This window comes from Mesorhizobium sp. (assembly GCF_041661565.1).
GTDB lineage: Bacteria > Pseudomonadota > Alphaproteobacteria > Rhizobiales > Rhizobiaceae > Mesorhizobium.
In genome coordinates this window covers 1-25614 of the sequence record NZ_JBAZUD010000013.1, presented here as the reverse complement: position 1 = coordinate 25614, position 25614 = coordinate 1, and the positions used below count along the sequence as shown (strand labels likewise).

Annotated in this window: 24 protein-coding genes; 9 read left to right on the top strand and 15 right to left on the bottom strand. The window is 63.0% G+C overall.

What is annotated here, in order from left to right:
- Positions 1 to 23 precede the first annotated feature (23 nt).
- Positions 24 to 941, top strand: coding sequence for a pseudouridine-5'-phosphate glycosidase (locus tag WC739_RS04235; protein WP_372951767.1), 918 nt, complete (start codon positions 24 to 26; stop codon positions 939 to 941).
- Positions 942 to 1151: 210 nt separating this feature from the next.
- Here the strand turns inward: WC739_RS04235 and WC739_RS04230 are convergent, their stop codons facing one another.
- On the bottom strand, positions 1152 to 1475 hold the full coding sequence (locus tag WC739_RS04230) for a TfoX/Sxy family protein (protein WP_372951766.1): 324 nt from the start codon (positions 1473 to 1475) through the stop codon (positions 1152 to 1154).
- Between the two features lie 91 nt (positions 1476 to 1566).
- On the opposite strand from WC739_RS04230, the gene WC739_RS04225 reads away from it, so the two are divergent.
- Complete coding sequence (locus WC739_RS04225; protein ID WP_372951765.1) at positions 1567 to 2064, top strand: GFA family protein; 498 nt, start codon at positions 1567 to 1569, stop codon at positions 2062 to 2064.
- Between the two features lie 9 nt (positions 2065 to 2073).
- Here WC739_RS04225 and sufA read toward each other — a convergent pair whose 3' ends face one another.
- The 7 genes from sufA to WC739_RS04190 form a co-directional block, all read right to left on the bottom strand.
- Positions 2074 to 2454 carry a Fe-S cluster assembly scaffold SufA gene (sufA, locus tag WC739_RS04220; RefSeq protein WP_372951764.1) on the bottom strand — a complete coding sequence of 127 codons (381 nt, stop codon included), beginning with the start codon at positions 2452 to 2454 and terminating at the stop codon, positions 2074 to 2076.
- A 100-nt stretch (positions 2455 to 2554) separates the two neighbouring features.
- Positions 2555 to 2947 carry an SUF system Fe-S cluster assembly protein gene (locus WC739_RS04215; RefSeq protein WP_372951763.1) on the bottom strand — a complete coding sequence of 131 codons (393 nt, stop codon included), beginning with the start codon at positions 2945 to 2947 and terminating at the stop codon, positions 2555 to 2557.
- A 22-nt stretch (positions 2948 to 2969) separates the two neighbouring features.
- Positions 2970 to 4211: a cysteine desulfurase gene (locus WC739_RS04210; RefSeq protein ID WP_372951793.1), complete on the bottom strand. Its 1242-nt coding sequence runs from the start codon at positions 4209 to 4211 to the stop codon at positions 2970 to 2972.
- Positions 4212 to 4315: 104 nt separating this feature from the next.
- Entirely contained in the window at positions 4316 to 5584 is a 1269-nt protein-coding gene (sufD, locus tag WC739_RS04205) for a Fe-S cluster assembly protein SufD (protein ID WP_372951762.1), read from the bottom strand.
- A gap of 25 nt (positions 5585 to 5609) precedes the next feature.
- Positions 5610 to 6365 (bottom strand): Fe-S cluster assembly ATPase SufC, encoded by a 756-nt coding sequence (sufC, locus tag WC739_RS04200; RefSeq protein WP_372951761.1) that lies wholly within the window; start codon positions 6363 to 6365, stop codon positions 5610 to 5612.
- Positions 6366 to 6392: 27 nt separating this feature from the next.
- The gene (sufB, locus tag WC739_RS04195; protein ID WP_372951760.1) at positions 6393 to 7910 is read right to left on the bottom strand and encodes a Fe-S cluster assembly protein SufB; all 1518 of its coding nucleotides are present in this window, start codon (positions 7908 to 7910) and stop codon (positions 6393 to 6395) included.
- Between the two features lie 182 nt (positions 7911 to 8092).
- Entirely contained in the window at positions 8093 to 9256 is a 1164-nt protein-coding gene (locus WC739_RS04190) for a cysteine desulfurase family protein (RefSeq protein ID WP_372951759.1), read from the bottom strand.
- A gap of 238 nt (positions 9257 to 9494) precedes the next feature.
- Between WC739_RS04190 and WC739_RS04185 the strand changes: the two genes are divergently transcribed.
- Both WC739_RS04185 and WC739_RS04180 read left to right on the top strand, forming a co-directional pair.
- Positions 9495 to 10169 (top strand): alpha/beta hydrolase, encoded by a 675-nt coding sequence (locus tag WC739_RS04185; RefSeq protein ID WP_015318172.1) that lies wholly within the window; start codon positions 9495 to 9497, stop codon positions 10167 to 10169.
- Between the two features lie 21 nt (positions 10170 to 10190).
- On the top strand, positions 10191 to 10841 hold the full coding sequence (locus WC739_RS04180) for an FMN-binding negative transcriptional regulator (protein ID WP_372951758.1): 651 nt from the start codon (positions 10191 to 10193) through the stop codon (positions 10839 to 10841).
- 6 nt (positions 10842 to 10847) lie between these two features.
- Here WC739_RS04180 and WC739_RS04175 read toward each other — a convergent pair whose 3' ends face one another.
- From WC739_RS04175 to WC739_RS04160, 4 genes are all read right to left on the bottom strand, one after another.
- The gene (locus WC739_RS04175) at positions 10848 to 11582 is read right to left on the bottom strand and encodes a phosphatase PAP2 family protein (RefSeq protein ID WP_372951757.1); all 735 of its coding nucleotides are present in this window, start codon (positions 11580 to 11582) and stop codon (positions 10848 to 10850) included.
- 111 nt (positions 11583 to 11693) lie between these two features.
- Positions 11694 to 13343, bottom strand: a complete 1650-nt coding sequence (locus tag WC739_RS04170; RefSeq protein WP_372951756.1) for an ArnT family glycosyltransferase — start codon at positions 13341 to 13343, stop codon at positions 11694 to 11696.
- Positions 13344 to 13387: 44 nt separating this feature from the next.
- Positions 13388 to 13723 (bottom strand): lipid-A-disaccharide synthase N-terminal domain-containing protein, encoded by a 336-nt coding sequence (locus WC739_RS04165; RefSeq protein WP_372951755.1) that lies wholly within the window; start codon positions 13721 to 13723, stop codon positions 13388 to 13390.
- Complete coding sequence (locus WC739_RS04160) at positions 13716 to 14450, bottom strand: glycosyltransferase family 2 protein (protein WP_372951754.1); 735 nt, start codon at positions 14448 to 14450, stop codon at positions 13716 to 13718. Before WC739_RS04160 ends, WC739_RS04165 begins: the two co-directional genes overlap by 8 nt.
- Positions 14451 to 14829: 379 nt before the next feature.
- Here WC739_RS04160 and tyrS point away from each other — a divergent pair, with 379 nt between their 5' ends.
- Positions 14830 to 16083, top strand: coding sequence for a tyrosine--tRNA ligase (tyrS, locus tag WC739_RS04155; RefSeq protein WP_372951753.1), 1254 nt, complete (start codon positions 14830 to 14832; stop codon positions 16081 to 16083).
- Positions 16084 to 16089: 6 nt separating this feature from the next.
- Here the strand turns inward: tyrS and WC739_RS04150 are convergent, their stop codons facing one another.
- Positions 16090 to 19470, bottom strand: coding sequence for a DUF3971 domain-containing protein (locus WC739_RS04150; RefSeq protein WP_372951752.1), 3381 nt, complete (start codon positions 19468 to 19470; stop codon positions 16090 to 16092).
- 95 nt (positions 19471 to 19565) lie between these two features.
- On the opposite strand from WC739_RS04150, the gene WC739_RS04145 reads away from it, so the two are divergent.
- The gene (locus tag WC739_RS04145; protein WP_372951751.1) at positions 19566 to 20033 is read left to right on the top strand and encodes a peroxiredoxin; all 468 of its coding nucleotides are present in this window, start codon (positions 19566 to 19568) and stop codon (positions 20031 to 20033) included.
- Between the two features lie 104 nt (positions 20034 to 20137).
- Complete coding sequence (locus WC739_RS04140; RefSeq protein WP_372951750.1) at positions 20138 to 21427, top strand: peptidoglycan DD-metalloendopeptidase family protein; 1290 nt, start codon at positions 20138 to 20140, stop codon at positions 21425 to 21427.
- 23 nt (positions 21428 to 21450) lie between these two features.
- Here WC739_RS04140 and WC739_RS04135 read toward each other — a convergent pair whose 3' ends face one another.
- Together WC739_RS04135 and WC739_RS04130 are read right to left on the bottom strand one after the other, a co-directional pair.
- Positions 21451 to 22680 carry a M20 family metallopeptidase gene (locus tag WC739_RS04135; RefSeq protein ID WP_372951749.1) on the bottom strand — a complete coding sequence of 410 codons (1230 nt, stop codon included), beginning with the start codon at positions 22678 to 22680 and terminating at the stop codon, positions 21451 to 21453.
- Positions 22667 to 23845: a M24 family metallopeptidase gene (locus WC739_RS04130; RefSeq protein WP_372951748.1), complete on the bottom strand. Its 1179-nt coding sequence runs from the start codon at positions 23843 to 23845 to the stop codon at positions 22667 to 22669. The genes WC739_RS04135 and WC739_RS04130 overlap by 14 nt, the downstream gene beginning before the upstream one ends.
- A 216-nt stretch (positions 23846 to 24061) precedes the next feature.
- On the opposite strand from WC739_RS04130, the gene WC739_RS04125 reads away from it, so the two are divergent.
- Entirely contained in the window at positions 24062 to 25228 is a 1167-nt protein-coding gene (locus WC739_RS04125) for an ROK family transcriptional regulator (RefSeq protein ID WP_372951747.1), read from the top strand.
- Positions 25225 to 25614: ATP-binding cassette domain-containing protein (locus WC739_RS04120; RefSeq protein WP_372951746.1), on the top strand; the 390-nt coding region annotated here is incomplete at its 3' end. The genes WC739_RS04125 and WC739_RS04120, both read left to right, overlap by 4 nt.

The following is a 25614-nucleotide window of genomic DNA, read 5'->3' as shown; positions in this document are numbered from 1 at the left end:
GACACTCGAGGCTGGAGATCAGGATGAGCCCGGAAACCGCCCGCCCCTTCATCGATATCCATACGCCGGTGGCGCAGGCCATGGCCGCGGGCCGGCCGGTGGTGGCGCTGGAAAGCACCATCATCACCCACGGCATGCCATACCCCGACAATGGCGCGATGGCGGCCGACGTCGAGAGGATCATCAGCGACGGTGGCGCCGTGCCGGCGACGATCGCCGTGGTCGCCGGCCGCATCAAGATTGGGCTTTCGGATGGCGAGCGTGAATCGCTGGCGATGACCGGCGACGCCATGAAGCTGTCGCGCGCCGACCTCGGCTTTGCCGTGGCGCAAGGGCGCACCGGCGGCACCACGGTCGCCGCCACCATGATCGCGGCGCACATGGTCGGGATCAAAGTGTTCGCCACCGGCGGCATCGGCGGCGTGCACAAGGGCGCCGAAAAGAGCTTCGACATCTCCGCCGATCTCGACGAACTGGCGCGCACGCCGGTCATTGTCGTGTCGGCCGGGGCCAAGGCGATCCTCGACATCGAAAAGACACTGGAGGTGCTGGAGACTCGCGGCGTGCCCGTGATCGGCCATGGCAGCGAGACGATGCCGGCCTTCTGGTCGCGGCATTCCCCGTTCCGCGCGCCGTTGACCTTGCACAAGCCGGAAGAGATCGCGCATTTCTATCGGACTCGGGCTGCGCTTGGCTTGGGAGGCGGCATGCTGATCGCCAACCCTGTGCCGGAGAGCCACGAAATTCCTGCCGAGGAGATGGCCGGCTACATCGAAGCCGCGCAAAAAGCGGCGGAAGCGCTGAACGTGACCGGCAAGGCGGTGACGCCGTTCCTGCTGTCGAAGATCCTTGAGCTGACCTGCGGCAGGAGCCTGAAGACCAACATCGCCCTGGTCGAAAACAATGCGCGGCTGGCGGCGAAGATCGCGAAGGCGCTGTAAGACAGCCAACGTCGGCGGGACAGGACCCCCTCTGTCCTACCGGACATCTTCCTCGCAAAGGGGGAGATCAGATGTCACATCGGCTTTCGCCAATCACCAACGTTGAATGTGAGAGCCGGCGGCCAAACTGCCAATCTCCCTCCTTGCGGGGGAGATGGCCGGCAGGCCAAAGGGGTGCTGTCCCGCCAACATTCCGGAATATTTGCCGCGTCACTTCCCCGCTCTTCGCCCTGCCTCATACGCTCGCCGCGCCCACACCGTCATCTCGTCGGGATCATCGAACGCATCGTCGGGGACGCTCCAATAGGGCATGGCCACCAGCTTGCCATGCCGCGTGCCGGTATAGGTCCACTGCCGGCAGCCGGCGGCCTCGAAGTCGGGCGCGCTGTGCTCGTCGGCCTTGAGCATCAATTCGCCGCGCAGCACGATGGCCACGATGACGCCATCGTAATAGATGCCCTTGCCGCCGAACAATTTTCGGATGCTGACCGGGCCCAGGCCTTCGAACAGTTCGGCGATGCGTTCATTGTCCATGCCGCGATGATGTCATCGCCGCCTGGACTTGTCATCGCCGCAACCAAAGAGATGCTGAAGGGTTGAGGGAAAAACGCCGGAGTTATTCGCCATGCCGCTTCTGCTCAAGGGTTCCTGCCGCTGCAACGCCGTCCGCTTCGAGGTGGAGAGCCACACGCCCGCGCCGTTCATGCTGTGCTACTGCTCCATCTGCCGAAAGCAGCAGGGCGGCGGCGGCTTCGCCATCAATCTGGGCGCCAATAACGAGACGCTGAACATCAGGGGCAAAAGGAGCATCGGCGTCTACCGGGCCAAGATCGAGGACGAGCAGCATCCCCAATGCGAGATCTCGACCGGAGAAAGGAATTTCTGCCGCAAATGCGGATCGGCGCTCTGGCTCTACGATCCGACCTGGCCGGAGCTGGTGCACCCCTTCGCCTCGGCGATCGACAGCGACCTGCCCAAGCCGCCGAGCAAGGTCCATTTGATGCTGAAATACAAGGCGAACTGGGTCGAGCCGGCTATCGGCAAGGGCGACAAGGTGTTCGACGTCTATCCGGAGGAATCGATCGCCGATTGGCACAAGCGGACGGGAATGTGGGTGGACTGAGCCTCGACCTCAGGCCGAAGCGCGCGCCTCGGCCAAGGCCTTGAGATCGGCAGGCTTCAATTCGACCGACTCGCCGCAGCCGCACGCCGAGCTCTGGTTGGGGTTATGGAAGGTGAACCCGGTGCGCAGCGTAGTCTGCTCGAAATCCATCTCGGTGCCGAACAGGAAAAGCGCTGCCTCCGGCGCAACATAGACATGCGCGCCGTCGCGCTCGATATGGTCGTCCTTGGTGTTGGGCTCAGTCACCAGATCGACCGTATACTCCATGCCGGCGCAGCCGCCCTTCTTGATGCCGAGGCGGATGCCATGCGCGTTGTCACGCGTGGCAACAATCTCGCGCACCCGGTCGGCGGCCCTATCGGTCATCGTGATGACGGCAAAGCGTCCCATTCTTTTTCCTTCCATTCCATGCAGGTTCAAGGCCTGCCGAATGATTCCTCGCCTAAAATGGTGAAGTTCTATCCTTGGCGCAAGTGTAGCAGACTTGGCGCTAATACCAGCCCACCGCGACCTGTGCCTCTTCCGACATGCGGTCGGCCGACCAGGGTGGGTCGAAGGTCATGTTGACCTCGACGCCTGACACGCCTTCGACGGCGCCGACGGCGTTCTCGACCCAGCCCGGCATTTCACCGGCAACCGGGCAACCTGGCGCTGTCAGGGTCATGTCGATCTTGACCGAGCGGTCGTCCTCGATGTCGATCTTGTAGATCAGGCCGAGTTCGTAGATGTCGGCCGGGATTTCCGGATCGTAGACGGTCTTCAGCGCCGAGACGATGTCATCGGTCAGACGGGCCAGTTCGTCGGCTGGTATGGCCGACCCCGAAACCAGAGCATTGGGCGCGGTTTCCGGAGCGGTCTCGGCGGCGATGTTCATATCATCCATGGTCGGTCACCCAAAAAAATCTTCACCCGAAGAATTTGCGCGCCTTTTCCAGCGCTTCGGCCAAGGCGTCGACTTCGGCCCTGGTATTGTACATGCCGAACGAAGCCCTGCATGTGGAGGTTACGCCAAACCGTTTCAACAGCGGCTGGGCACAATGGGTTCCCGCGCGCACTGCTACGCCTTGCCTGTCTATCACCATCGATACGTCATGGGCATGAATGCCCTGCAGCTCGAAGGAGACGATGGCGCCCTTGCCCGGCGCATCGCCGAAGATGCGCAGCGAGTTGATGGCGCGCAGGCGCTCGTGCGCATAGGTCTTGAGGTCTTCCTCATGCGCGGCGATGCGCTCGCGGCCTACCGCTTCCATGTAGTCGAGCGCCGCGCCCAGCCCGATCGCCTGCACGATCGGCGGCGTGCCGGCTTCGAAGCGGTGGGGCGGATCGTTGTAGGTGACGATGTCTTCCGTCACCTCCTCGATCATCTCGCCACCGCCCATGAAGGGCCGCATATCAGCCAGAATGTCCTTCTTGCCGTAAAGCACGCCAATGCCCGAGGGGCCGTAGACCTTGTGGCCGGTGAAGACGAAGAAATCGCAGTCGAGATCCTGGACGTCGATCGGCATGTGCACCGCGCTCTGGCTACCATCGACGAGGACGGGAATGCCGCGCGCATGTGCGATGCGCACGATCTCCTTGATCGGTGTCACCGTTCCCAGCGCGTTCGACATCTGGGTGATGGCGACGAGCTTGGTGCGGTCGGTCAGCCGCTTCTCGAAGTCCTCGATGTGGAAGACGCCAAGGTCATCGACCGGCACCCAGACCAGCCTGGCGCCCTGCCGCTCGCGGATGAAATGCCACGGCACGATGTTGGAATGGTGCTCCATGATCGACAGCACGATCTCGTCACCCTCGCCGATGTTGGGCATGCCATAGCCATAGGCGACCGTGTTGATGGCCGAGGTCGTGTTGGAGGTGAAGACGATGTTGTCTGTGCTTGGCGCGTTGAGGAAACGCTGTACTGACTTTCGCGCATTCTCATAGGCGTCCGTCGCCGCATTGGACAGGAAGTGCAGGCCACGATGGACGTTGGCATATTCCTGGCTGTAAGCGTGCTGGATTGTATCCAGCACCACCTGCGGCTTCTGCGCCGAGGCGCCGTTGTCGAGATAGACCAGCTTCTTGCCATAGACTTCCCGCGACAGGATCGGGAAGTCTCGGCGGATCGCCTCGACGTCGTAGGGGATATTCTCGACTTTCTGGTCCATTTCGAAGTCCTTGCCGCTCAGGCGGCGTTCCGTCCAGCACCCCTCATCCGTCTTGGCGCTGCGCGCCAATCCACCTTCTCCCACAAGGGGAGAAGGAAGGGCGCTCACCCGTGCATCATGAACCAATCGTCGAGCTTCGCTTCCAGCGCCTCGACGATCGTCTCGTCTTCCAGTTCTTCGATCACCTCGGCGACGAACGCCTTGACCAGCAGCCCGCGCGCGCTTTTCTCGTCGACGCCGCGTGCCATCAGGTAGAACAGGTGGTTGTGGTCGATCTCGGTGACGGTCGCGCCATGGCCGCAGACGACATCGTCGGCGAAGATTTCGAGCTCCGGCTTGGTCGAGAACTCGCCATCATCCGACAACAGCAGCGTGTTGCAGGCCATCTTGGCATTGGTCTTCTGCGCGTATTGGTGGACATTGATGCGGCCCTGGAAGACGCCGCGCGCCTTGCCAGTCACGACGTTGCGGACGATTTCCGTCGAGGTCGTGTGCGGCACGGCGTGGTCGAGCACCATGGTGACGTCGGTGTGGGTGTCGCCGGCCAGCAAATTGATGCCGCGCAACTTGAAATCGGCGCCTTCGCCCGTCGTCTTGATGATGATCTCCTGGCGCACGAGCTTGCCTCCGGCATTCATGACGAACAGCGTCAGTTTCGCGTTCTTGCCGATATGGGCCTTGAACTGCGCCAGATGCGTCGCCGTTTCCGGCTGTTCCTGGACGATCAGCCACGTCACATCGGCGCCTTCGCCCAGCACGAGCTGGCTGACCGAACTGACCAGGGCAGATCCGTCACCTGTCTGGCGCTCGACAATGGTCGCCCTGGCGCCGGCGCCAACACGCACGGGCAGGCGCACATGGGTCTGGCCGCCGGCCTGCAGGTTCTGCAGTTCGACTGGCTTCTCCAGTTGGGCCCCATCGGCGATATCGACAAAATACCCGTCGGCGACGAAAGCCGTGTTCAGGGCACCGATGGCATCATCGCTGCCATAGGGATCGAGCCCCGGCGCGATGCTGCCGTCGATCAGCTTCTCCGTCAGCCGCTGGACCGTGACGCCTTCAACCGTCGGCATCTTCGTGCTCGACACGCCGTTCTGCACGGCCAACACGGCGGAGCCCTCGACAATGGGAGCGATGGCTTTCGCGGCAGCGGATGGATCGAAGTCCGGTACCGCGTTCAACAGTCGGCGCAGATCGGTGTAGTGCCAGGATTCGATCCGCCGCGTCGGCAGGCCGTGCTTGATCGATTCTATGGCATCGTCGCGCTTCAGCATCACCGCGCCGTCGCCCGGCAGCAGCGACAGCCGATCGCCGAATGCGTCGATCAACGCCGTCTCGGCCGGTGTCCGCTGGGGTTGTGCGTGCATATTCATCAGTTTGACCTTGCCTTCTGGCATCTCACGCGGCTTGCCCGATCACGCCGGCATAGCCGTTGGCCTCGAGGTCGAGCGCCAGCGACTTGTCGCCGGACTTGATGACCTGGCCCCTGTAGAGCACGTGCACGCTATCCGGCACGATGTGTTCCAGCAGGCGCTGGTAGTGGGTGATGACCAGGAAGGCACGGTCAGGCGCGCGCAACGCGTTGACGCCGTCGGAGACGATCTTCAGCGCGTCGATGTCGAGGCCGGAATCGGTTTCGTCGAGCACGCAGAGCTTCGGCTCCAGCAGCTTCATCTGCAGGATCTCGGCGCGCTTCTTCTCGCCGCCGGAGAAGCCGACATTGAGCGGCCGCTTCAGCATCGCCATGTCCATGCTGAGCGAGGCGGCCGCCTCCTTCACCCGCTTCAGGAATTCCGGGATCTTCAGCGGCTCCTCGCCGCGCGCCTTGCGCTGCTCGTTCATCGCCACCTTCAGGAATTCCATGGTCGCCACGCCCGGTATCTCCATCGGATACTGGAATGCGAGGAAAATGCCCGATGTGGCGCGCTCGGCCGGATCCATTTCGAGGATCGACTGGCCGTTGTAGAGGATATCGCCCTCCGTCACCTCATAGTCCTCGCGACCGGCGAGGATGTAGGACAGCGTCGACTTGCCCGAGCCGTTCGGGCCCATGATGGCGGCGACCTCGCCGGCCTTCACCGTGAGATTCAGGCCGCGGATGATCTCGGTTCCGGTCGAGGCGATGCGGGCGTGCAGGTTTCTGATTTCAAGCATTCTTTTGTTTCCTGAATATATGTCCGGTCAGCCGACCGAGCCCTCGAGGCTGATGCCGATCAGCTTCTGCGCTTCGACCGCGAATTCCATCGGCAGCTGCTGGATGACGTCCTTGACGAAGCCGTTGACGATCAGCGCGATCGCCTCCTCTTCCGGAATGCCGCGCTGCATGACGTAGAATTTCTGGTCCTCTGAAATCTTCGACGTCGTCGCCTCATGCTCGAACTGCGCCGTCGAGTTCTTGGCTTCCATGTAGGGCACGGTGTGCGCTCCGCACTGGTCGCCGATCAGCAGGCTATCGCAGTTGGTGAAGTTGCGGGCATTGGTCGCCTTGCGGTGCGCCGAGACCTGGCCGCGATAGGTGTTCTGCGAGAAGCCGGCGGCGATGCCCTTGGAGATGATGCGGCTCGACGTGTTCTTGCCGAGGTGGATCATCTTGGTGCCCGAGTCTACCTGCTGGTAGCCGTTCGACACGGCGATCGAATAGAACTCGCCCTGGGAATCGTCGCCGCGCAGGATGCAGCTCGGATATTTCCAGGTGATCGCAGAGCCGGTCTCGACCTGCGTCCACGAGATCTTCGAGCGATCACCACGGCAATCGCCGCGCTTGGTGACGAAATTGTAAATGCCGCCCTTGCCCTCGGCGTCGCCGGGGTACCAGTTCTGCACGGTCGAGTATTTGATCTCGGCATCGTCGAGCGCAACCAGTTCGACGACCGCGGCATGAAGCTGGTTCTCATCGCGCTGCGGCGCCGTGCAGCCTTCGAGATAAGAGACGTAGGCCCCCTCCTCGGCGATGATCAGCGTGCGCTCGAACTGGCCGGTGTTCTTCTCGTTCATGCGGAAATAGGTCGACAGCTCCATCGGGCAGCGCACGCCCTTTGGCACGAAGACGAAGGAGCCGTCGGTGAAGACAGCCGAATTCAGCGTGGCGTAGTAGTTGTCGGACGTCGGCACGACCGAGCCGAGATATTTCTTCACCAGTTCGGGATGCTCGCGGATGGCTTCCGAGATCGAGCAGAAGATGACGCCTGCCTGCGCCAGCTCCTTCTTGAAGGTGGTGACGACCGAGACGGAATCGAACACTGCGTCGACAGCGACGCGGCCCGATTTGTAGACATTGTCGCTGGCTTCCTCGAGCTCCGAGGCGTCGGTCTTCTGCACGCCGGCCAGGATCTCCTGTTCCCGCAGCGGAATGCCGAGCTTTTCGTAGACCTTCAGGAGCTCGGGATCGACCTCGCTGAGCGAGGTCGGGCCGGGCGTGCTCTTGGGCGCCGCGTAGAAGTAGATGTCCTGGAAATCGATCTTTGGGTAATGCACGCGCGCCCAGGTCGGCTCGTCCAGCGTCAGCCAGCGCTTATAAGCTTCCAGGCGCCATTCCAGCATCCAGGACGGTTCATCCTTCTTGGCCGAAATGAAACGGATGATGTCTTCGCTCAGGCCCTTGGGGGCCTTGTCCATCGCGATTTCGGTCTGGAATCCATATTTGTATTGGTCGACGTCGATCTTTCGGACTCGATCGATCGTGTCCTGCACAGCAGGCATCAGCGTTCTCCATCCACGCCGGGTTCAAGGCCCGACAGTTTTCAAACTATGGCACCGCCAGATGGACGCCCGAGGCATCCGCGGCAGCGTAAGTTCCATATAGTGCGTTTCAGCCGGAAATGCACCCGGCCAACATGAAACGCACGGCTCTACCAGGCCGACAGGCCCAAATTGTCCGACCGCTACGCGGCCTTTTCCCTGTCCGCCCTGCGGACGGCGATTCCAGCCAGCGCGCTGCGGAACAACGCGACGTCATTCGCACCGGTCGCCGCGCCGATCGACACGCGCAAGGCGCCAAGACTATCGCCACATCCCATGGCTTTCAGCACATGGCTCGGCCCGACCTTGCCGGACGAACAGGCGGAGCCGGCCGACAGCGCCACTCCAGCCAGATCGAAAGCGATCTGCGCGGTTTCGGCCTTGATGCCGGGAATAGCGAAGAATGTCGTGTTGGCAAGCCTTGGCGCGCCGGTACCAAAGATTTCGGCATCGGGGGTCAACGCTTTCACGATGGCCTCGATCTCGTCACGGTGCTGGCGAACCGCATCGATCGTCCGCAACCCTGCCAGGGCCTCGCGCGCTGCAGCGCCGAAGCCGGCAATGGCTGCGAGGTTTTCCGTACCGCCGCGATGGCCCTTTTCCTGGCCACCGCCATTGATCAACGGCTTGGGCATCATCAGATCCGAGGCCGCAACGATGGCGCCGGCGCCCTTGGGACCGCCGATCTTGTGCGAGGACAGAATCAGGTAGTCGGCGTAACCCGCTGACATATCGATCGAAATCCGTCCGGCTGCCTGGACCGCATCAACGACAAGAATGCCGCCCGCCGCCTTGACGATCGCGGCGATTCGATCGATCGGCTGGAGAACACCGGTCTCGTTGTTGGCGGCATGGATGGCGACCAGCGGCAGGCCCTCGGCCTTGTCATGCTTGCCAAGCGCCGCCGCCAAGGCTTCGAGATCGGCAATGCCGTCGGCATCGACACCGATCCGCGTCACCTGCGCCGCCGGAAAACGGCCGCCGTTCAGCAGGCAGGGATGATCGGCCTCGGACACGTAAAGCCGGCCCATGCGCACGGCGCCGCGCCCCATCCGCCAATCGGGGGACAGCAGCGTCGAGGCAGCCTCCGTCGCGCCGGAGGTGAACACGACATGCTCGGCCCTGGCGTTGACCAGGGCCGCCACATCGCGCCTTGCGGTCTCGATCAGGCGCCTTGCCGCGCGCCCCTCGGTATGGACCGACGATGGATTGGCGGCCACATCTAGCGCCGCGACCACAGCCTCGCGCGCCGCGGCAAGCAGCGGCGCACTGGCATTGTAGTCGAGATAGGCGCGCATTCCGGCCATTTCCGTCCGTTCAGTCCCGTCAGGAGCCATTCCGCTGACGTATGGCGTTATTTCCTTGAAATTCCAAGGCGAGCCGTCCTATTTACCCGGCTTGCGGCGTGGGTGGCCGGGCTCTACGTCTGGCCATTCAGTTTTGAACAATTCTAAACTAGCTTCTAAGAAGACGCTCGCCCTGCGTCAAGGCCAGAGGAAAACTCGTTCCGGGCGCCGCGCATTCGTATATCTAGTGGAGTATTTCATGCCTGAGGTCATTTTCACCGGTCCGGCCGGTCGCCTGGAGGGACGTTACCAGCCTTCCCGGGAGAAGAGCGCGCCAATTGCCATCGTGCTCCATCCGCATCCGCAGTTCGGCGGCACGATGAACAACAAGATCGTCTACGACCTCTTCTATATGTTTCAGAAGCGCGATTTCACCACGCTGCGCTTCAATTTCCGCGGCATCGGCCGCAGCCAGGGAGAGTTCGACCACGGCACCGGCGAGTTGTCGGACGCGGCGGCGGCGCTCGACTGGGTGCAGTCGCTGCATCCGGATTCCAAGAGCTGCTGGGTCGCCGGCTATTCCTTCGGGTCATGGATCGGCATGCAGTTGCTGATGCGCCGGCCCGAGATCGAAGGCTTCATCTCGATCGCGCCGCAGCCCAACACCTATGATTTCTCGTTCCTGGCGCCCTGCCCGTCATCTGGCCTGATCATCCATGGCGATGCCGACAAGGTGGCGCCGCCCAAGGATGTACAGGGCCTGGTCGACAAGCTGCACACGCAAAAGGGCATCACCATCACGCAGAAGACCTTGCCCGGCGCCAACCATTTCTTCGCCAATGACGCCGACCTGCTGATCGAGGAGTGCTCGGATTACCTCGATCGCCGGCTTGCCGGCGAATTGTCCGATCCGCGCCCGAAGCGTCTGAGATAGGCAGGAAAGACGCGGGCCGAGATGTACGAGCCTCCCCATTTCAGGGAAACGCGCACGGACATCCTGCATGGCCTGATCCGTGCGCATCCGCTTGGCCTGTTGATCTGCAACGGAGCCGAAGGTCCGGTCGCCAACGCGATCCCGTTCCTGCTAGACGCGGACGTCCCGCCGAACGGCAGGCTGCGGGCGCATCTGGCAAAGGCCAACCCGCAATGGCAGTTGTTGGCGGCCAATCCGGCATCGCCGGTGCTGATCGTCTTCCAGGGCAACGATGCCTATGTCACGCCGTCCTGGTACGAGACCAAGCGCGAGACCGGCAAGGTAGTGCCGACATGGAACTATGCGATCGTGCAGGTTCGCGGCACCGTCAAGGTGATCGACGACCAGGACTGGCTGGCTCGGCAAATCGCCGATCTGACGGCGTCACAAGAAGGCGCTCGCGCCGCGCCATGGGCGGTGACGGACGCGCCGGCGCCCTTCATCCAGTCGCAGATCAAGGGCATCATCGGTCTGCAAATCGAGATCAGCGAAATCCACGGCAAATGGAAGGTCAGCCAGAACCGGCCGGTCGCCGATCGCGTCGGCGTCGCGCGGGGCCTCGAAAGCGAGACGGCCATTGCGTCCGACATGGCCAGCCTTGTTAGGTCCTATGGCGGCCTGGACAGCAACTAGCTGCCATTATTTTTCCGGAGCCGTCAGCCGGAATGACGTCTTGCGGGCCGGCAGTCCCGTCCGCGCCGGGCGAAAGATGAAGCCAAGCCGGGCAAAGACCAGTCCGCACCCCAGTGCAAAAGCCAATCCAAGGCCAAAGCCGGCGACGGTGTCGCTGGGATAGTGCGCGCCGACAAAGATCCGCGTCGAGGCGATGCATGCGGTGAGCGTCAGGGCAATGTACCAGCGCCTGGGGAAGAGCAGCAGGAGCACCCCGAACACGGCGCCCATCGTCGTGGCGTGGCCCGACGGAAAGCCGGCGAAGCGAGCATCGAAGGCAAAGGGATGCAGCGCGAGAACACCGAAATCCTGAAAGTAGAGCGGGCGGGCCCGGCCGATCGCATATTTCAGGAGATTGACGAGCAGGCCGGACAGGCCGACGGAGCTCAGCACCAGGAAAGCCAGGCAGGTCCAGTTGTAGACCAGCATCAGCGATCGTCGTGAGAGGCTTCGCCAATCGATCAGATTGGCCGCGACGAGCAAAAGCGCCGACGGGATCAGGTACCAGCCGCCGAGGGCGAACTGGGTCAGGAATTCGGCAAACCTAGCCCCCGACCACTGGCCGTGAACCATGCCCGCCGGCGTGTCGAGGCGCACGAACGCGGCCGCTGTAAGCAAGACCCAAACCAGGCCCCAGATCGGCCACGGTACGTTCGGGTAGACGGCGGGGCGAGCGGCAAACCGGCCTCTGACGATCCGCATCGTATCGCGAAAATTGTCCAGGGACCGGCGTCCAGTCCCCAGGAGCCGGTCTGCAAAGGAAGGGCGTGATTTCACCAGCATGGGGGCCTCGACCCTGTCATAGACGAGCCGTCATGGAGCTAGACGATAGAGCCCGAGCGACAGTTTGTCTCCCGACGAATAGTTGAGACCGTCGACTTCGGCGACACGGTTCGCCGTTTTGCCTCTTACCGACAGAATGCCATTCAGTTTCAGCTCATCTTCGATAGGCGCCAGTCCCAACGCACAGGCGGGATCGGCAAGCAGATGTTCCGCCACGCCGCCGATATTGGTCAGCACCGTTTTCGTGCCGACCAAGAAGACGAGGCTTGGTTCATGATACTGCGACGAGGCCAGCACCGTCGTGTCGCAAGGCTTGTTGGCAAGAACCGCTTGCTTGATCGCCGGGCTCAGCCAGATCGGCTTCAGGGATGGAGCTATCACGCCGAAAAGCAGGGCGTAGGTGATGCCCGCACAGGCCGCCGCTGCGCCGATGCGTGGCAAAGGAACCTGCAACTGCCGCGAAAAGGCAAGGTATCCCGCGCCGAGCGCCGCGGCGGCAGCGGGGATGCTCCACCAGGAGAAGGCGTGTGCGAGGTAGATCGGCGCGCCGACGCAGACCACCGCCAGACCGAGGCTGACCACCACCAAGCCGAACGCAGTCGACCACCACAGCCACTGCTGCCAGCGCTTGAGCGGGGCGTCGGCATCCTGCGGCTGCAATGTCAGCAGCCAACCGATCAGCAGCGCCATGCCGGGATAGGCAGGCAGGACATAGTGCGGCAATTTGGTCGGGATCAGTTCGAAGACCAGCCAGAACGGAATGTACCAGGCGAGACAGAACCGCAGCCTGACATCGTCGCGCAGGCGGTTGAGCGCCTGGAGCCCGGCGCCGACCGCGATCAGGCCGAAGGGCCACATGAACAGCGAATAGGTCAGCATGTAGAAGCCGGGCGGCAGGCCATGCGATTCCTCGCCCGATGCGACCTTGCCCAGCATATCCTTGCCGACGGCCTGCTGCAGGAAGGCGCCATGGCTTTTCCAGGTGATGAGGGCAAGCCAGGGCAGCACGATCAGCACGACCAGCGCCAGGCCGCGTCCGACTTTCAGCCGCGACAGCCAGCGCCCGTCCCGCTCGAAGGCGAACAGCACCGCGATGGTAAGCGCAGAGAGCAGCGGGGCGATCGGCCCCTTGATGAGGATTGCCGCACCCTGCGCGATCCAGAAAATCCACCAGAGATGGCCGGCGGCCGGTTGGTTGCGGCGCGACGCCAGGTAGATCTGCGCCAGCGCGCCCTGCGCCGCCACGCAGCAGGCCAGCAGCATCGCATCGGTCTTGGCGTCGCGGCCCTCGAAAGCCGTGGCGAAGATCGCGGCCATGACTAGCCCGGCGGCGATGCCGGCATTGGCTCCGAAAAGATTGGTTCCGGTCCAGGCGATCGCCAGCACCGCAATGGCGATGCCAAGCGCCGACACCGTCCGGTAGACCCAGATCGGCGCTTCGGCGCCCTCGCCGCTCACCAATACGGCGGCCGATTGCAGCCAGTAGATGCCGATCGGCTTCTGATAACGGGAGGCGTCCTGAAAGCGGATATCGACATAGTCGCCGCTCTCGACCATCTGCTTGGTGGCCTGGACGAAGCGCGGCTCGTCGCGGTCGATCGGCGGCATGGACGCCAGCCCCGACGCGGTCATCATCAGGCTGAAGAGGAAGAGAAGGACGTAGTTCCTGTTCAGCGCCATGTCAGAACCTCTTCGACTGTGTTTTTCTGGCGAACCAAAGCCGGTCAATCGACCTTGGTCATCGCCGCGGCTTTGCGCTCATTGGCGATCAGCCAGAGATTTCTGACATAGATGAACATGCCCATGGCCTGGCCGGCGATGAACACCGGATCCTGGCGCACGATGGCATAGATCAAGAGCAGACCGCCGCCGAACAGGGAAAAGAACCAGAAGGCGACCGGCACGACGCTGCGCTTGGCCTTTTCCGAGGCGAGCCACTGCACGACGAAGCGCATGGTGAAGAAGAACTGGGCAATGAAGCCGAGCAGGATCCATGCGTCGAACTGCTTGATGAAAACCTGGTGGAGCCAGGTCATCAATTCCTGAAGCACGTTACCCATGCCTGATTTCCTCTACTTTTGGCATTCTCCGCCGGCGGCGGCGCAGCCACCAGACGCCGCCCAGATCGAGTGCGCCCTGCAGGCCGCGATCGAAGATGCCGTAATTCGATTTGCCGTGCCGGCGGGACCGGTCGACGACGTCGCAATGCACGACGCGATACCCCTCCTGGATGACCAGGGCCGGAACAAAACGATGGGTGCCGTCGAAGAAAGGCAGCTTGCGCAGGATATCCGTGTGGATGGCCTTCAGGCCGCAGCCGGTGTCGCGTGTCTCGTCATGGAGAATCGCGCCTCTCAGCCAGTTGGCGAAACGTGACGCCAGTTGCTTGACCTTGCTGTCGCGACGCTTGAGGCGCTGCCCTTGTGCGGCGCCGAAATCGGGGCCGGCCCGCACAAGCGCGTCGATCAGCACCGGAATGTATTGGGGATCGTTCTGGCCATCGCCGTCGATGGTGGCGACGATGCGGCCGCGCGCCGCCCACGCGCCGGAGCGCACCGAAAGGCTCTGGCCGGCCGATCGAAGATGCCGCAATTCCCGCACCGGAAACGGCCGACGCGCCGCCTGTTCGGCAAGCACGGCCGTGGTCTCGTCGGTCGAGCCGTCATTGACGATGATCAGTTCGAAGTCGCGCCCGACCATCGCCGCCTCGATCTCGTCGATCAGCAGCGGCAGGTTCGCCGCTTCGTTGCGACAAGGAATGACGATGGATATCAATGCGTCCGGCATATGTCGCGTCGGGCTCTGTCACAGGATATGGCATTTGAGTGATGCCGTGCGGTGCCGTTCCAGCGGATCGAAGGCTGCGAGAACCCGTTGGCGCGGCGCCTCATTACGCCAGCCGAAACGATGAAGCAAGCATGCCGGATCGCCGCTGCGGCGCCCGCGCGGGCCGCAAAACCGGATTCCACTTTTGCTGATCGCGACTTGCCCCCCAGAAGCGCGATCGGACGCAAAACCGGATTCCACTTTTGCTGATCGCAACTTGCCGCCCGAAGCGCGATCGGACGCAAAACCGGATTCCACTTTTGCTGATCGCGCTTGGGTGCTAAACGCGCGCGTTCACATACGCCTGCCAATTGGCCGGACGCTCCCGGGAAAGAATAAAATGCCTGCCTTCAAATCCGATTTCCTGCGCACCATGAGCGAGCGCGGTTTCATCCACCAGACTTCGGATGATGCCAGCCTCGACGCGATCTTCGCCAGGGAAACGGTGACGGCCTATATCGGCTTCGACGCGACGGCGAGAAGCCTGCACGCCGGCTCGCTGATCCAGATCATGATGCTGCACTGGCTGCAGCAGACCGGCCACCGGCCGATCGCGCTGATGGGCGGCGGCACCTCTATGATCGGCGACCCGTCCTTCAAGGACGAGGCCCGCAAGCTGCTCACCCCGCAGGATATCGACGACAATCTTGCCGGCATCCGCCGCAACTTCATGCCCTACCTGAAGTTCGGTAGCGGCCCGAACGACGCGGTCATGGTCAACAACGCCGACTGGCTGATGGAGATCAACTACGTCAACTTCCTGCGCGACGTCGGGCGGCACTTTTCCGTCAACCGCATGCTCGCTTTCGATTCGGTCAAGCTCAGGCTCGACCGCGAGCAATCGCTGTCGTTTCTTGAGTTCAACTACATGATCCTGCAGGCCTATGATTTCGTCGAGCTTTACAAGCGCCTGGGCTGCCGCCTGCAGATGGGCGGCTCCGATCAATGGGGCAATATCGTCAATGGCATCGATCTCGGCCATCGCATGGAAAACGCGCAGCTTTATGCGCTGACCACGCCGCTGCTGACCACCTCTTCGGGCGCCAAGATGGGCAAGTCCGCGTCAGGCGCGGTCTGGCTCGATGCTGACATGCTGAGCCCCTACGAGTTCTGGCAGTACTGGCGCAACACCGAGGACGCCGATGTCGGCCGCTTCCTGAAACTCTACACGACGTTGCCCCTCGACGAGGTCGCGCGCCTCGCGGCTCTCGGTGGTTCCGAGATCAACGACGCCAAGAAGGTGCTGGCGACGGAGATCACCGCCATGCTGCACGGCCGCGAGGCGGCCGAAAGGGCCAGCGAGACGGCGCGCAAGACATTCGAGGAAGGCTTGACCGCCGAAACGCTGCCGACCGTCGAGGTGGCCAAATCCGAGTTGGAAGCCGGCATCGGCATCCTGTCGCTGTTCGTCACGGCTGGGCTCGCCGGCTCCAACGGCGAGGCACGGCGGCATGTACAGGGCGGCGCCGTGCGCTTGAACGACCAGCCCGTGTCCGACGATCGCCGGATGGTGACGCTTCAGGATCTCGGTCCGGAAAACGTCGTAAAGCTATCGCTCGGCAGGAAAAAGCACATTCTGGTGAGACCGGTCTGAGTCCGGTCACCTGAACTCGAAGATCGACCTGAATATCCCCGGCGCGATCACCGACAGCGGGTTGATGTCGAGCAGCGGCTTGTTGGCATTGCCCTTGAGCCGATAGGTGACGCCGATCAGGCCGCGGTCGCGGCCGTTGCCGAGAAGCGCGCCGACCAGCGGCAGTTCGCCGAAGATACGGTTGAGGCCGTAGACCGGCATGAACGTGCCTGTCATGTCCATGTTGTTGTTCTGGTCGTAGAGCGTACCCTGGAAAGTGGTGCCGATGCGTGGGCCCCGCAGCAACCCATTGGCCAGTTTCAGATAACCGCTGCCCTTGTTGATCTCGGCGTAGCCGCGTTCGAACTTCACGCGGGACGTGTCGAGGTTTCCCTTGACCGCCTGGTTGAGGCTGCGGCTGTCGCCGGCCGGTGTCGTCGAGACTATGGAGGCGAGCTTCGGCTCATTGACGACGAAGAAATTCGTCGTATCCACCTTGCCGGTCATCGGGCCATCGCTCGACCCCGACAGCGCCAGGGTGATCGAGCCGCCTTCCATGTGTTCATAGACGTTGAGAAAGCGGAGTATGGCGCCGGCGTCGGCGGACTGTACGTTGAGCGAACGCTGGCCGCCGCCGGTGGTGTTGCTGATGGTTATCGCGGCGCCCGAACTTGCCGCAGCGCTGACCTTCAGCCCGTTCACCCTCGACCCGGTCGCGCTGTAGTCGAGCTTCAAGTTCGACAATTGCTCGTCATGGAAACCGGTCAGCTGAGCGACATCGGCACTGACGGAAATGGAGTCGGCGCCGGTGGTCTTCGTCGCGGTGTCGACGTCGGAGGTGAACTGCTTGATGAGAGACCGGGCGTCCAGCGCGCTGCCCGATATGTCGACCGCATAGCCCCTGCCTGCTCGTTTCACCGACACAGCGACATCGTCGCCCCTGTTCAAGGTGACCTTGCTGAACCGGGCCGACGACAAGGCGCCGTTGACCAGCACGATGCCGCCGTCGACAGAAAACGTCTTTCCGTCCAGCTCGAAGTCGGACAGGGTCGTGGTGTCGCCGGATCTCGTCATGACAAAGGTGACGTTGGCGGGGACCCCTGCCCCCTTGCTCCAGCCTGCCCATGGGATGTCGAGCCTTGCGTTGGTCAGATCGGCCGAGACGTTCTGGTTGCCGCTGCCGCTCTTGTCGATCGCGACCTTTACGGTCCCCGCAAGCAGCGGTGTCAGGCCGGGCATCGCGGCGGCCCGGATCTTGTCGTCGAGCACCAGGGCCACCTTGCGGCTGCGTGCCGGCCCGTCATCCCTGAGCGGCTCGATCAGATCGAGTTCTGCCGGAATGCCATTCAGCGCGGCCTTGGCGGAGATGACTGCCTTTTGAGGATCAACGGTGATCGAACCCTCGGCGTCGGTCACGGTCTGGCCCTCGAAGGGCTTGGCCAGTGACAGGCCGCTATAGTCGAGCGACACCAGCCAGTCGAGCTTCGAGGTGTCGACGCCCGCTTGCAGCGGGATGTCAGCCCTGACATGCCCGGTGACGCTGCCGGACAGGTCTTCCGGCAGGAAGCCGACATGGCGCATGGCGTTGATCGGCTCATAGGAAGCGAGTTCGGCGATTGCGGGCGCCTCGCCGTCAACGTCAATATCTAGCGCGCCGATGACCGGCGGATGGTTGGCCGCCTTGACCGTCAGGGTTCCGTTGCTGGCCGCCACGGTGCGGCCGCTGGGCATGAAGACCGTGCCCGACGAGAGGGATATGTCGACATCGTTGCCGTGGAAACCGACGACGCCGACGGCGTCGCGTATCGGCGGAATGCGGCCGGCCGTGTCGAAACGCGATCCTTCGACCTGGAAGCGGCCGAACACCTCATTGCCGGAGATTGGCACGCCATTGCCAAGGCGGCCCGGCACGACCTGGAATTGAATATTGGCGTCGACGACGCGGCCGCCAAACAGATTGTTCAGCACCCAGACCCGCGCGCTACGCGCCGAAAACCACGGCCAAAGCTGCTTGATGTGCGAGACAGGCATGTCATGGACGTTAAAAGCGACGGTGATCCCGGGCGCCTGGCCCTCGACAAACTCCACAGCGGCTGTGCCAAGCACCTCGCCGCTGGCATCGGAACGGATCGCGATCTGGTCGGCCACCAGCTTGTGGCTGACCGTGCCGTATGTTCCCGCTATCCGGGCAAGGAAGCGCAGCGCTGGCTCCGGCGAATCCGCTGGCGCCAGCGACGACCCATCGCTGGTCAGGTCGTACCGGTAGGACGGCTCCTCGCCCGCCGCCCCGGTCGCCGGTCTTGGCCCGATGGAACCGGCAAAATCGAATGTCGACCGCCCGGTCTTCAGCAGCAGTTTGTCGACCTGGATCTTGTTGCTGCCGGCGACCAGCATCGCATTGACGTCGACATCGGCCGGCATCAGCCCACGCGCGTCAAGATCGAGCACGGAGCCCGTCGATGACAGGGCGACGGTGAGCCGCGACGCAGTGGTGCCGGACCCTTCCGATCCTGCAAGCTTCATCGAAACCGCGCCCAACTTCCCGGCGTCATCCGGGGTGGCACCGGTATCCGCCAGATTGATGCTGGCATCCAGCGTCGTCACGCGGTGAGCCGCGATATCCCGGGTCGCTGAAGCGGTAACGGCGAGCGTTCTGCCGTCGATATCCACCTGGGAAGAAAACGTCATGCCGGCCGACCCCGACTGCGCGACAGTGGCATTGGCGATCTTGACCAGTTTTATGGTCGCGTTTGCGGGCAGCACGAACTCGACATTGCGAAGATCGATCCGGCGCATCGAATCCTCACGCACGGCGTCGAGGACATGGTGGATGTTTTCGAACACGGCATCGGACAGTTTATCGGGATCGACAAGGCCGTCCTGGTTGCGCAGTCCGACAGTCCAGTCACCGCCGGACGGTATTGCAGCCACGACGATGCGCGCGTCGGATACCCTGGCGCTCGTCAACCGCACGTCTCCCCACAGCAGCGGTAGCAGGCGCACGCCGAAGCGCACGCGCCCCGCGTCCACCATCGGCTTGCCATCCGCTGTTTTCAGGCTGACGTCGCTGACCTGCAAGGCAATGAAGCTCGATCCGTCAAGCGTGATGCGAGCCGGCCCGACCGAAACAGCGACGTCGACGCCAGCGAATTTCTCGATCGCGGTTTCCGCTTCCGCCCGAAGCCGCTCGGAGCCGATGCCGGACGCGCCGATCAGATAGACGATGATTGCCGCCAACAGGACGACGCTGGCCAAACCGGCGAACAGTCGCGCGAGGATGCGAAAGCCGCGTCCGATCGACGCCTGACCGAGCGGGGGCACACGGCACGCGGACGGAAAACTCCCCAGGTCGGTGATCTCATCACGCCTGAACCGGATCTTCTCGTGCGGCGGTTGCTCCTGATCCACGCAATTTTCCGTTGTACGAACTCGATCGTGGACGAATCCCCGTTCGACACTATATCGGTGTGGCTCCGCGCGTAACCTCAAACAAGGGCATCGGTATGGCTGACCTTCTCCTAGGCGACCTTGCGCCGCAGTTCGAGCTTCCCAAGGACGGTGGCGGATCTCTCAGCCTTGCGGCGTCCGCCGGCAAACCCATCGTGCTTTACTTCTACCCCCAGGACGACACCACGAGCTGCACGCAAGAGGCTATCGATTTTTCGCGACTGAAACCGGAATTCGAACAGGCCGGCGCCGTGGTGATCGGCCTGTCTCCCGACAACGTCAAAAAGCACGACAAGTTCAAATCGAAATACGATCTTACCATCGATCTCGCCGCAGACGAGGAGCGCAAGGCCATCGAGGCCTACCATCTGTGGGTCGAGAAATCGATGTATGGCCGCAAGTACATGGGGGTCGAGCGCGCGACCTTCCTGATCGGACGTGACGGGCGGATCGCCAGGATCTGGCGCAAGGTTCGGGTGAAGGGCCACGCCGAGGAGGTGCTGGAAGCCGCCCGCGCGCTGTGAGGTTTCCGCCGGAGGGCCGACCGCCTCGCCGACGCGCAAAGCTTTGTTAACCCTAATAATGTGTAATCAAGCTGTCGTGGTATAGTAAACGAAAGCTTGGTCCCGTGAACGCAAACGGTCAGTCGGCAGTCTTCGGCAGACGCAGGGAGCCCCATACGGTCATCATCGCCCGGGGCAATGAAATCCGGCATTTCACCATCCGGCCGTGGCTCGCGGCATTCCTCGGCTCGGCGTTGGCGGCCATTGTCATCGGCTATCTGCTGGCGACCTCCTATCTTGTGCTGCGCGATGACCTGATCGGCGCCACGACGTCGCGGCAGGCGCGCATGCAGCAGGCCTATGAGGACCGCATCTCGGCGCTTCGTGCCCAGGTCGACCGCATCACCAGCCGCCAGTTGCTCGACCAGAAGCTGATGGAGACCAAGGTCAGCGAACTGCTCGAACGGCAGAGCCAGCTAAGCCAACGTCACGGCCGCCTCGGGCCGCTGTTGGAACGCGCCGAGAACGAAGCCCCATCGGCGCCAGGCGCCCCCGCCCCGGCCGGCGCAGCGGACAAACGCGCCGAGTTGATCGGTACCCCCAATCAGCCTGGACCGGCTTACGCGGTCGCCAGCCTCGGCATCGGTGATACGCGGCCGTTTTCCTTGTGGTCGACCCGGTCCGATCCCCTGCCCAATGATTCCGCTGCCGACCGTGCCGACAAACTGTTCGTGTCGATCAACCAGTCGCTGAAATCGATAGAGAACGAACAGCTCACCCGCATCACGACCCTGGCCGACAATGCCTACAAGAGCGCCGATGCGATCACCCAGGCCCTCGAGGCGGCCGGACTGCCGGTCGACGGCGATTTCGGCAAGAACAACAGCGATGTCGGCGGCCCCCTCATCCCGCTGGACAGTTCGATGATCTTCGATAGCAAGGTGAAGGAACTGGACGAGGCGCTCGATGCGCTCGACCATCTGAAGAAGGAGGCGCGCCGGCTGCCGCTCGCCAACCCCGCCCCCGGTCACTCCGTGACCAGTCCGTTCGGCGTCCGAACCGACCCGATCCTCGGTAGCGCCGCGCTCCATTCGGGCATGGACTTCAGGGCACCGATCGGCATGGCCGCCAAGGTCACGGCGCCTGGCGTCGTCACGAAGGCCGGCTGGAACGGCGGCTATGGCCGCATGGTGGAAGTCGACCACGGCAATGGTTTCGCGACGCGTTACGGGCATCTCAGCGAGATCGACGTGACCGTGGGCGAGAAGCTCGACGCCGGCGCCGTCATCGGCAAGACCGGCAGCAGCGGCCGGTCAACCGGCCCGCATCTGCACTACGAAGTGCGCCACAATGGCGAGGCGATCGATCCCCTGCGCTTCCTCACGATCGGCAAGAAGGTCGAGCAGTACCTCTAAGCGATTTCCGTCCGTCGCCTTTGCTAGGCAGCACTGTCCGGTCGCATGGACAGGAACATGGTCGCGGCGGACACCAGCGTGGCCGCGCCGACCTTCAAGGCGGCCTCGTCTACGCGAAAGCTCGGATGGTGAAGCGGGAAGACCGATCCGGCGTCCTCATTGCGTATTCCCAGCCGAAAATAGACCGACGGACGCTTCTCGCTATAGTAGCCAAAGTCGTCCGCGATGGTCCATCCGGGCGTTTTGAGCACGTTGTCGACGCCTATGCAGGCGCTGGCACTGGCGACAATCAGGCCGGTCATCTCGACATCGTTGACGACACCCGGTTCGCCCTTGTGGATGTCGACCCGCACACTGGCGCCATGGGTCTTGGCTATTCCCGCCATGATTTCGCGGACACGCCGCCAGGCCCGCTCGCGGGTCGCGTCGCTGCCGCTGCGGATAGTGCCCTTCACGGTGACCTTGCCGGCGATCACGTTGTAGGCGCTGCCGCCATTGATGCCGGTGACGGATATGACCAGGGGATCGTAAGGGTCGGTCTCGCGTGAGACGATCTTCTGCAACTCGTTCACCATGGAGCAAGCCACGGTGATCGCGTCGATGCCCTCATACGACTTTGCCGCGTGGGCCGCCGAACCGGTCACGACGGCGTCGAACGTATCGCATGCCAGGGTGTAGGGCCCGGCAGAGACGGCGATCTTCCCAGACGGCGTGTAAGGATCGACATGGACGCAGATGGCGGCGTCGACATCGTCAAGCAGCCCCTCTTCCACCACCCGCCGTCCACCCGACGGCTCGTCTTCCTCGGCGGGCTGGAAGATGAGGCGCACCGTGCCGCCGAAGTCGGCCTTCGATCGATGAAGATGGGCGGCCACGGCAAAGCCCATCGCGGCGTGGGCGTCGTGACCGCACGCATGCATCACGCCCGGGTTGATCGAGGCAAAGTCGACGCCGGACGCCTCCTCGATCGGCAAGGCATCGATATCGGCCCGGATGGCCACCTTTCTATTGGACGGCCTGCCGGTACCGACAATATCTACAGCCAGACCAAAGCCGGCGACGTCGCGAATGTCGCCAATTCCCTGACCGGCCAGCATCTGCCTGAGATAGGCCTGCGTGTTGGCTTCCCGGTTCGAAAGCTCGGGATTGCGGTGCAGGTGCCGGCGGATTTCGATCATGCGGTCCAGAATTCCGGCATCGATATGGGGAACCGCGACACCGCCGGCAGCGGCCGCAGGCTCAGGCTTTGACATGAATCTCTCGCGGAAACCTGGTCAGGGTCTCGTTGCCGGTTTCAGTGACCAGGATGGTCTCGCTGACCTCTATGCCCCAACCGTCCATCCACATGCCCAGGATCGAATGAAAGACATTGCCGGCCCTCAACACCGTCTTGTCGCCCTGCCGGAGGCTGATCGTGTGTTCGCCCCAATCCGGTGGATAGGCAACGCCGATCGAATAGCCGATGCGCGATTCCTTCTTCAGTCCGTAACGCTGGATCACCTTGCGCCAAGCACCCTCGACTGCTTCGGCCGTCGTTCCCGGCCTGATCGCATCGAGCACCGCATCCATGCCCTCGGTCACGGCCTTTGCCGTGTCCGAGACACGCGCCGGCGTCTTGCCGAGTTGCATGGTTCTTGCCAGCCCCGCCGCATAACGGCGGCAGACGCCGGCAAGTTCAAGGGCGATGGTCTCATTGTCTCCGAACCGCCTGTCACTCCACATGATGTGTGGGGCCGAGGCGTTCTCGCCGCCCAGGATGGTCGGCGGAAGTGCGGTGATGTCGCCCGCGAAGTCCGGGCTGCCAGCGATCTGCGCGGCCTGGATGGCGGCAATCGCATCGCATTCACGCACACCGGGCGCGATCACCTCGAACGCCCGCGCGACGGCCGCTTCCGCGAGCGTTGATGCCTTGCGCAAATAGGCAATCTCTGGCGCCGACTTGACCGCGCGGATCCAGTTCACCAGCAGGTCCGCATCGTGCCATTTGGCGTTGGGCAGCCCTGCGACGAGCCGCGCATGCCCCTTGGGAGAGAAATAGTAGGCTTCGAGTTCGATGCCGATGTGGCGGCTTCCCCAACCGTTGGCGACGATCCAGCTCGCGATCCAATCCATGGGATGGCGATCGTCACGCTGAACATGGTCTTCCGGGAAGCCGACCACGTTCTCCGCCTTCATCCAGACCGTCAGAAGACCGCCGGCCGCGTCCATCGCGCGCCCTATCCAGACCGGCTCGACGTCCTCGACCGGAACCAGCACGACCTGGGGCGTGTAGAACGACCAGCCATCGTAACCGGTGATGTAATGCTGGTTGGCAACGTCATTGACGACCAGCAGTTCGAGACCGCGCCTCGCCATCTCTGCCCGGATCTTTCGAAGCCGTTGCTGGTACTCGTCGCGGGCAAACGGCAATTCGATCATCTTCACTCCATGCCTTGTTCGATCAACGGTCGCTGGCTCACCATTGCCGCGCTTTCAACATCGCGGCAATCGGCCAAGGAGCGCAAGTGAACAGGTCCTAGGCGGATACGTCCCCTGCAACAGCTTGCGCGGGCGATACGTCCACAAAATATTTTTGAATTCCATTTGACTGAATAAATGAGCAATGCAAAGCTGTGGTTCCAAGGGGCGCAAGTCATGGCACTGCGGGGGACCAATCAAGAGTTCGGACGGCCGTACAACCGGCGCATCGTGCTTGAGTCCATCCGCTTGCATGGGCCGATTGCCCGCGGCGAGATCGCCGCCCGCGTCGGGCTCACCGTCCAGACCGTATCGACCATCGTGCGCGAACTCGAAGAGCAAGGCTACATCCTTTCCGTGCGTGAAGAGCCCAAGGGTCGCGGCCTGCCGCCTGCCACTTTGCGGATCAATCCCGAAGGCGGCTATGCGGTCGGCGTCCACATCACCCCGCTTGGCATCAACGCAGCCTTGATCAACCTGAGCGGCGACGTGATCGAAAGCACATACCGCGAGGCGCCGAGCGCGACGCCGGACCATGCCTTCGAACTGATCGGGGCGATGGTGATGGAACTCACCGGATTGCGGGCCGGAGGACGGGTCCTCGGGGTCGGCCTGGCCCTGCCGGGACCATTCGGCGTCGAGTCCATGAGTTTTGTCGGCCCGACCACCATGACCGGATGGAAAGACGTGGCGCTGCGCGAGCGGCTGGCGGAAGCCACCGGACTGCCAGCCTTTTTCGAGACCGACATGGCCGCCGCCGCCATAGGCGAGCGCCTCTACGGGCTAGGCGCCCAATTCCCCGAATACTATTACCTCTATTTCGGCGTGGGGCTCGGCGGCGTCATGGTTCATGATGGCGGCGTGCTGCGCGGCGCGTGGGGCAATGCCGGCGAAGTCGGGCACATACCCGTGGTTCCCGGCGGAGAACCCTGCCCGTGCGGCAACAGGGGCTGCCTGGAAAGATATCTCTCGCTCGAGGCATTGCGGCGCTGGAACGGCAACGAGTCCGACTGGGTCGCGCAAGTCAGCCCGATCTTCCATAATGCGGTCGCCATCATCGAGAATCTGTTCGACCCGGAGACAATCATCCTGGGCGGGCTGGCTTCCACGGAACTGCTCGACCGGCTGGCTGGGTCTGCCACCGGCCTTCACAATTCCGTCTCCGCGCGCAAGGACCGGGCGACGCCGCGCGTGATGGTGGCGCGTGGCGGGCGCCATTCGGTGTTGCGCGGCGCCGCCGCCCTTGCGGTTTCCGGGGTGCTTTCGCCCCGCTTCGGTCAAATGTTCGCCGCCGAGCGGGAACGCGGGCGCGATCTTCTTGCGGCAAGGGAGATAGCGGCATGAGCGAACCGCTGCTGGTTCTCGACAACGTCACCAAGAATTATGGCGCCATCGAAGCCCTGAAAGGGATCAGCTTTTCGATCAGTCGCGGCGAGGTCGTGGCATTGCTCGGCGACAATGGCGCCGGCAAGTCGACGCTGGTGAAGATCATCGCCGGCGGACTGGAGCCGACTTCGGGCCGGATGCTGTTCGAGGGCAAGGAATTCCTCGCAAGGTCGCCCGCCGAGGCCAAGGCGGCCGGCATCGAGACCGTCTACCAGGACCTGTCGCTGTGCACGAATGTCGATGTGGTCGCCAATTTCTTCATGGGCCGGGAAATCACCCGAAAAGTTCTTGGCATCCCCGTGCTCGACGAGCGCGCCATGGAAGCCGTCGTTGAAAAGGCGCTG

Bases quoted from the DNA above. Each gene is read 5' to 3' on its own strand.
- WC739_RS04235 (WP_372951767.1), top strand. From the start codon at position 24: ATGAGCCCGGAAACCGCCCGCCCCTTCATCGATATCCATACGCCGGTG.
- WC739_RS04230 (WP_372951766.1), bottom strand. From the start codon at position 1,475: ATGGACAATGAACGCATCGCCGAACTGTTCGAAGGCCTGGGCCCGGTC.
- WC739_RS04225 (WP_372951765.1), top strand. From the start codon at position 1,567: ATGCCGCTTCTGCTCAAGGGTTCCTGCCGCTGCAACGCCGTCCGCTTC.
- sufA (WP_372951764.1), bottom strand. From the start codon at position 2,454: ATGGGACGCTTTGCCGTCATCACGATGACCGATAGGGCCGCCGACCGG.
- WC739_RS04215 (WP_372951763.1), bottom strand. From the start codon at position 2,947: ATGGATGATATGAACATCGCCGCCGAGACCGCTCCGGAAACCGCGCCC.
- WC739_RS04210 (WP_372951793.1), bottom strand. From the start codon at position 4,211: ATGGACCAGAAAGTCGAGAATATCCCCTACGACGTCGAGGCGATCCGC.
- sufD (WP_372951762.1), bottom strand. From the start codon at position 5,584: ATGAATATGCACGCACAACCCCAGCGGACACCGGCCGAGACGGCGTTG.
- sufC (WP_372951761.1), bottom strand. From the start codon at position 6,365: ATGCTTGAAATCAGAAACCTGCACGCCCGCATCGCCTCGACCGGAACC.
- sufB (WP_372951760.1), bottom strand. From the start codon at position 7,910: ATGCCTGCTGTGCAGGACACGATCGATCGAGTCCGAAAGATCGACGTC.
- WC739_RS04190 (WP_372951759.1), bottom strand. From the start codon at position 9,256: ATGGCCGGAATGCGCGCCTATCTCGACTACAATGCCAGTGCGCCGCTG.
- WC739_RS04185 (WP_015318172.1), top strand. From the start codon at position 9,495: ATGCCTGAGGTCATTTTCACCGGTCCGGCCGGTCGCCTGGAGGGACGT.
- WC739_RS04180 (WP_372951758.1), top strand. From the start codon at position 10,191: ATGTACGAGCCTCCCCATTTCAGGGAAACGCGCACGGACATCCTGCAT.
- WC739_RS04175 (WP_372951757.1), bottom strand. From the start codon at position 11,582: ATGCGGATCGTCAGAGGCCGGTTTGCCGCTCGCCCCGCCGTCTACCCG.
- WC739_RS04170 (WP_372951756.1), bottom strand. From the start codon at position 13,343: ATGGCGCTGAACAGGAACTACGTCCTTCTCTTCCTCTTCAGCCTGATG.
- WC739_RS04165 (WP_372951755.1), bottom strand. From the start codon at position 13,723: ATGGGTAACGTGCTTCAGGAATTGATGACCTGGCTCCACCAGGTTTTC.
- WC739_RS04160 (WP_372951754.1), bottom strand. From the start codon at position 14,450: ATGCCGGACGCATTGATATCCATCGTCATTCCTTGTCGCAACGAAGCG.
- tyrS (WP_372951753.1), top strand. From the start codon at position 14,830: ATGCCTGCCTTCAAATCCGATTTCCTGCGCACCATGAGCGAGCGCGGT.
- WC739_RS04145 (WP_372951751.1), top strand. From the start codon at position 19,566: ATGGCTGACCTTCTCCTAGGCGACCTTGCGCCGCAGTTCGAGCTTCCC.
- WC739_RS04135 (WP_372951749.1), bottom strand. From the start codon at position 22,680: ATGTCAAAGCCTGAGCCTGCGGCCGCTGCCGGCGGTGTCGCGGTTCCC.
- WC739_RS04130 (WP_372951748.1), bottom strand. From the start codon at position 23,845: ATGATCGAATTGCCGTTTGCCCGCGACGAGTACCAGCAACGGCTTCGA.
- WC739_RS04125 (WP_372951747.1), top strand. From the start codon at position 24,062: ATGGCACTGCGGGGGACCAATCAAGAGTTCGGACGGCCGTACAACCGG.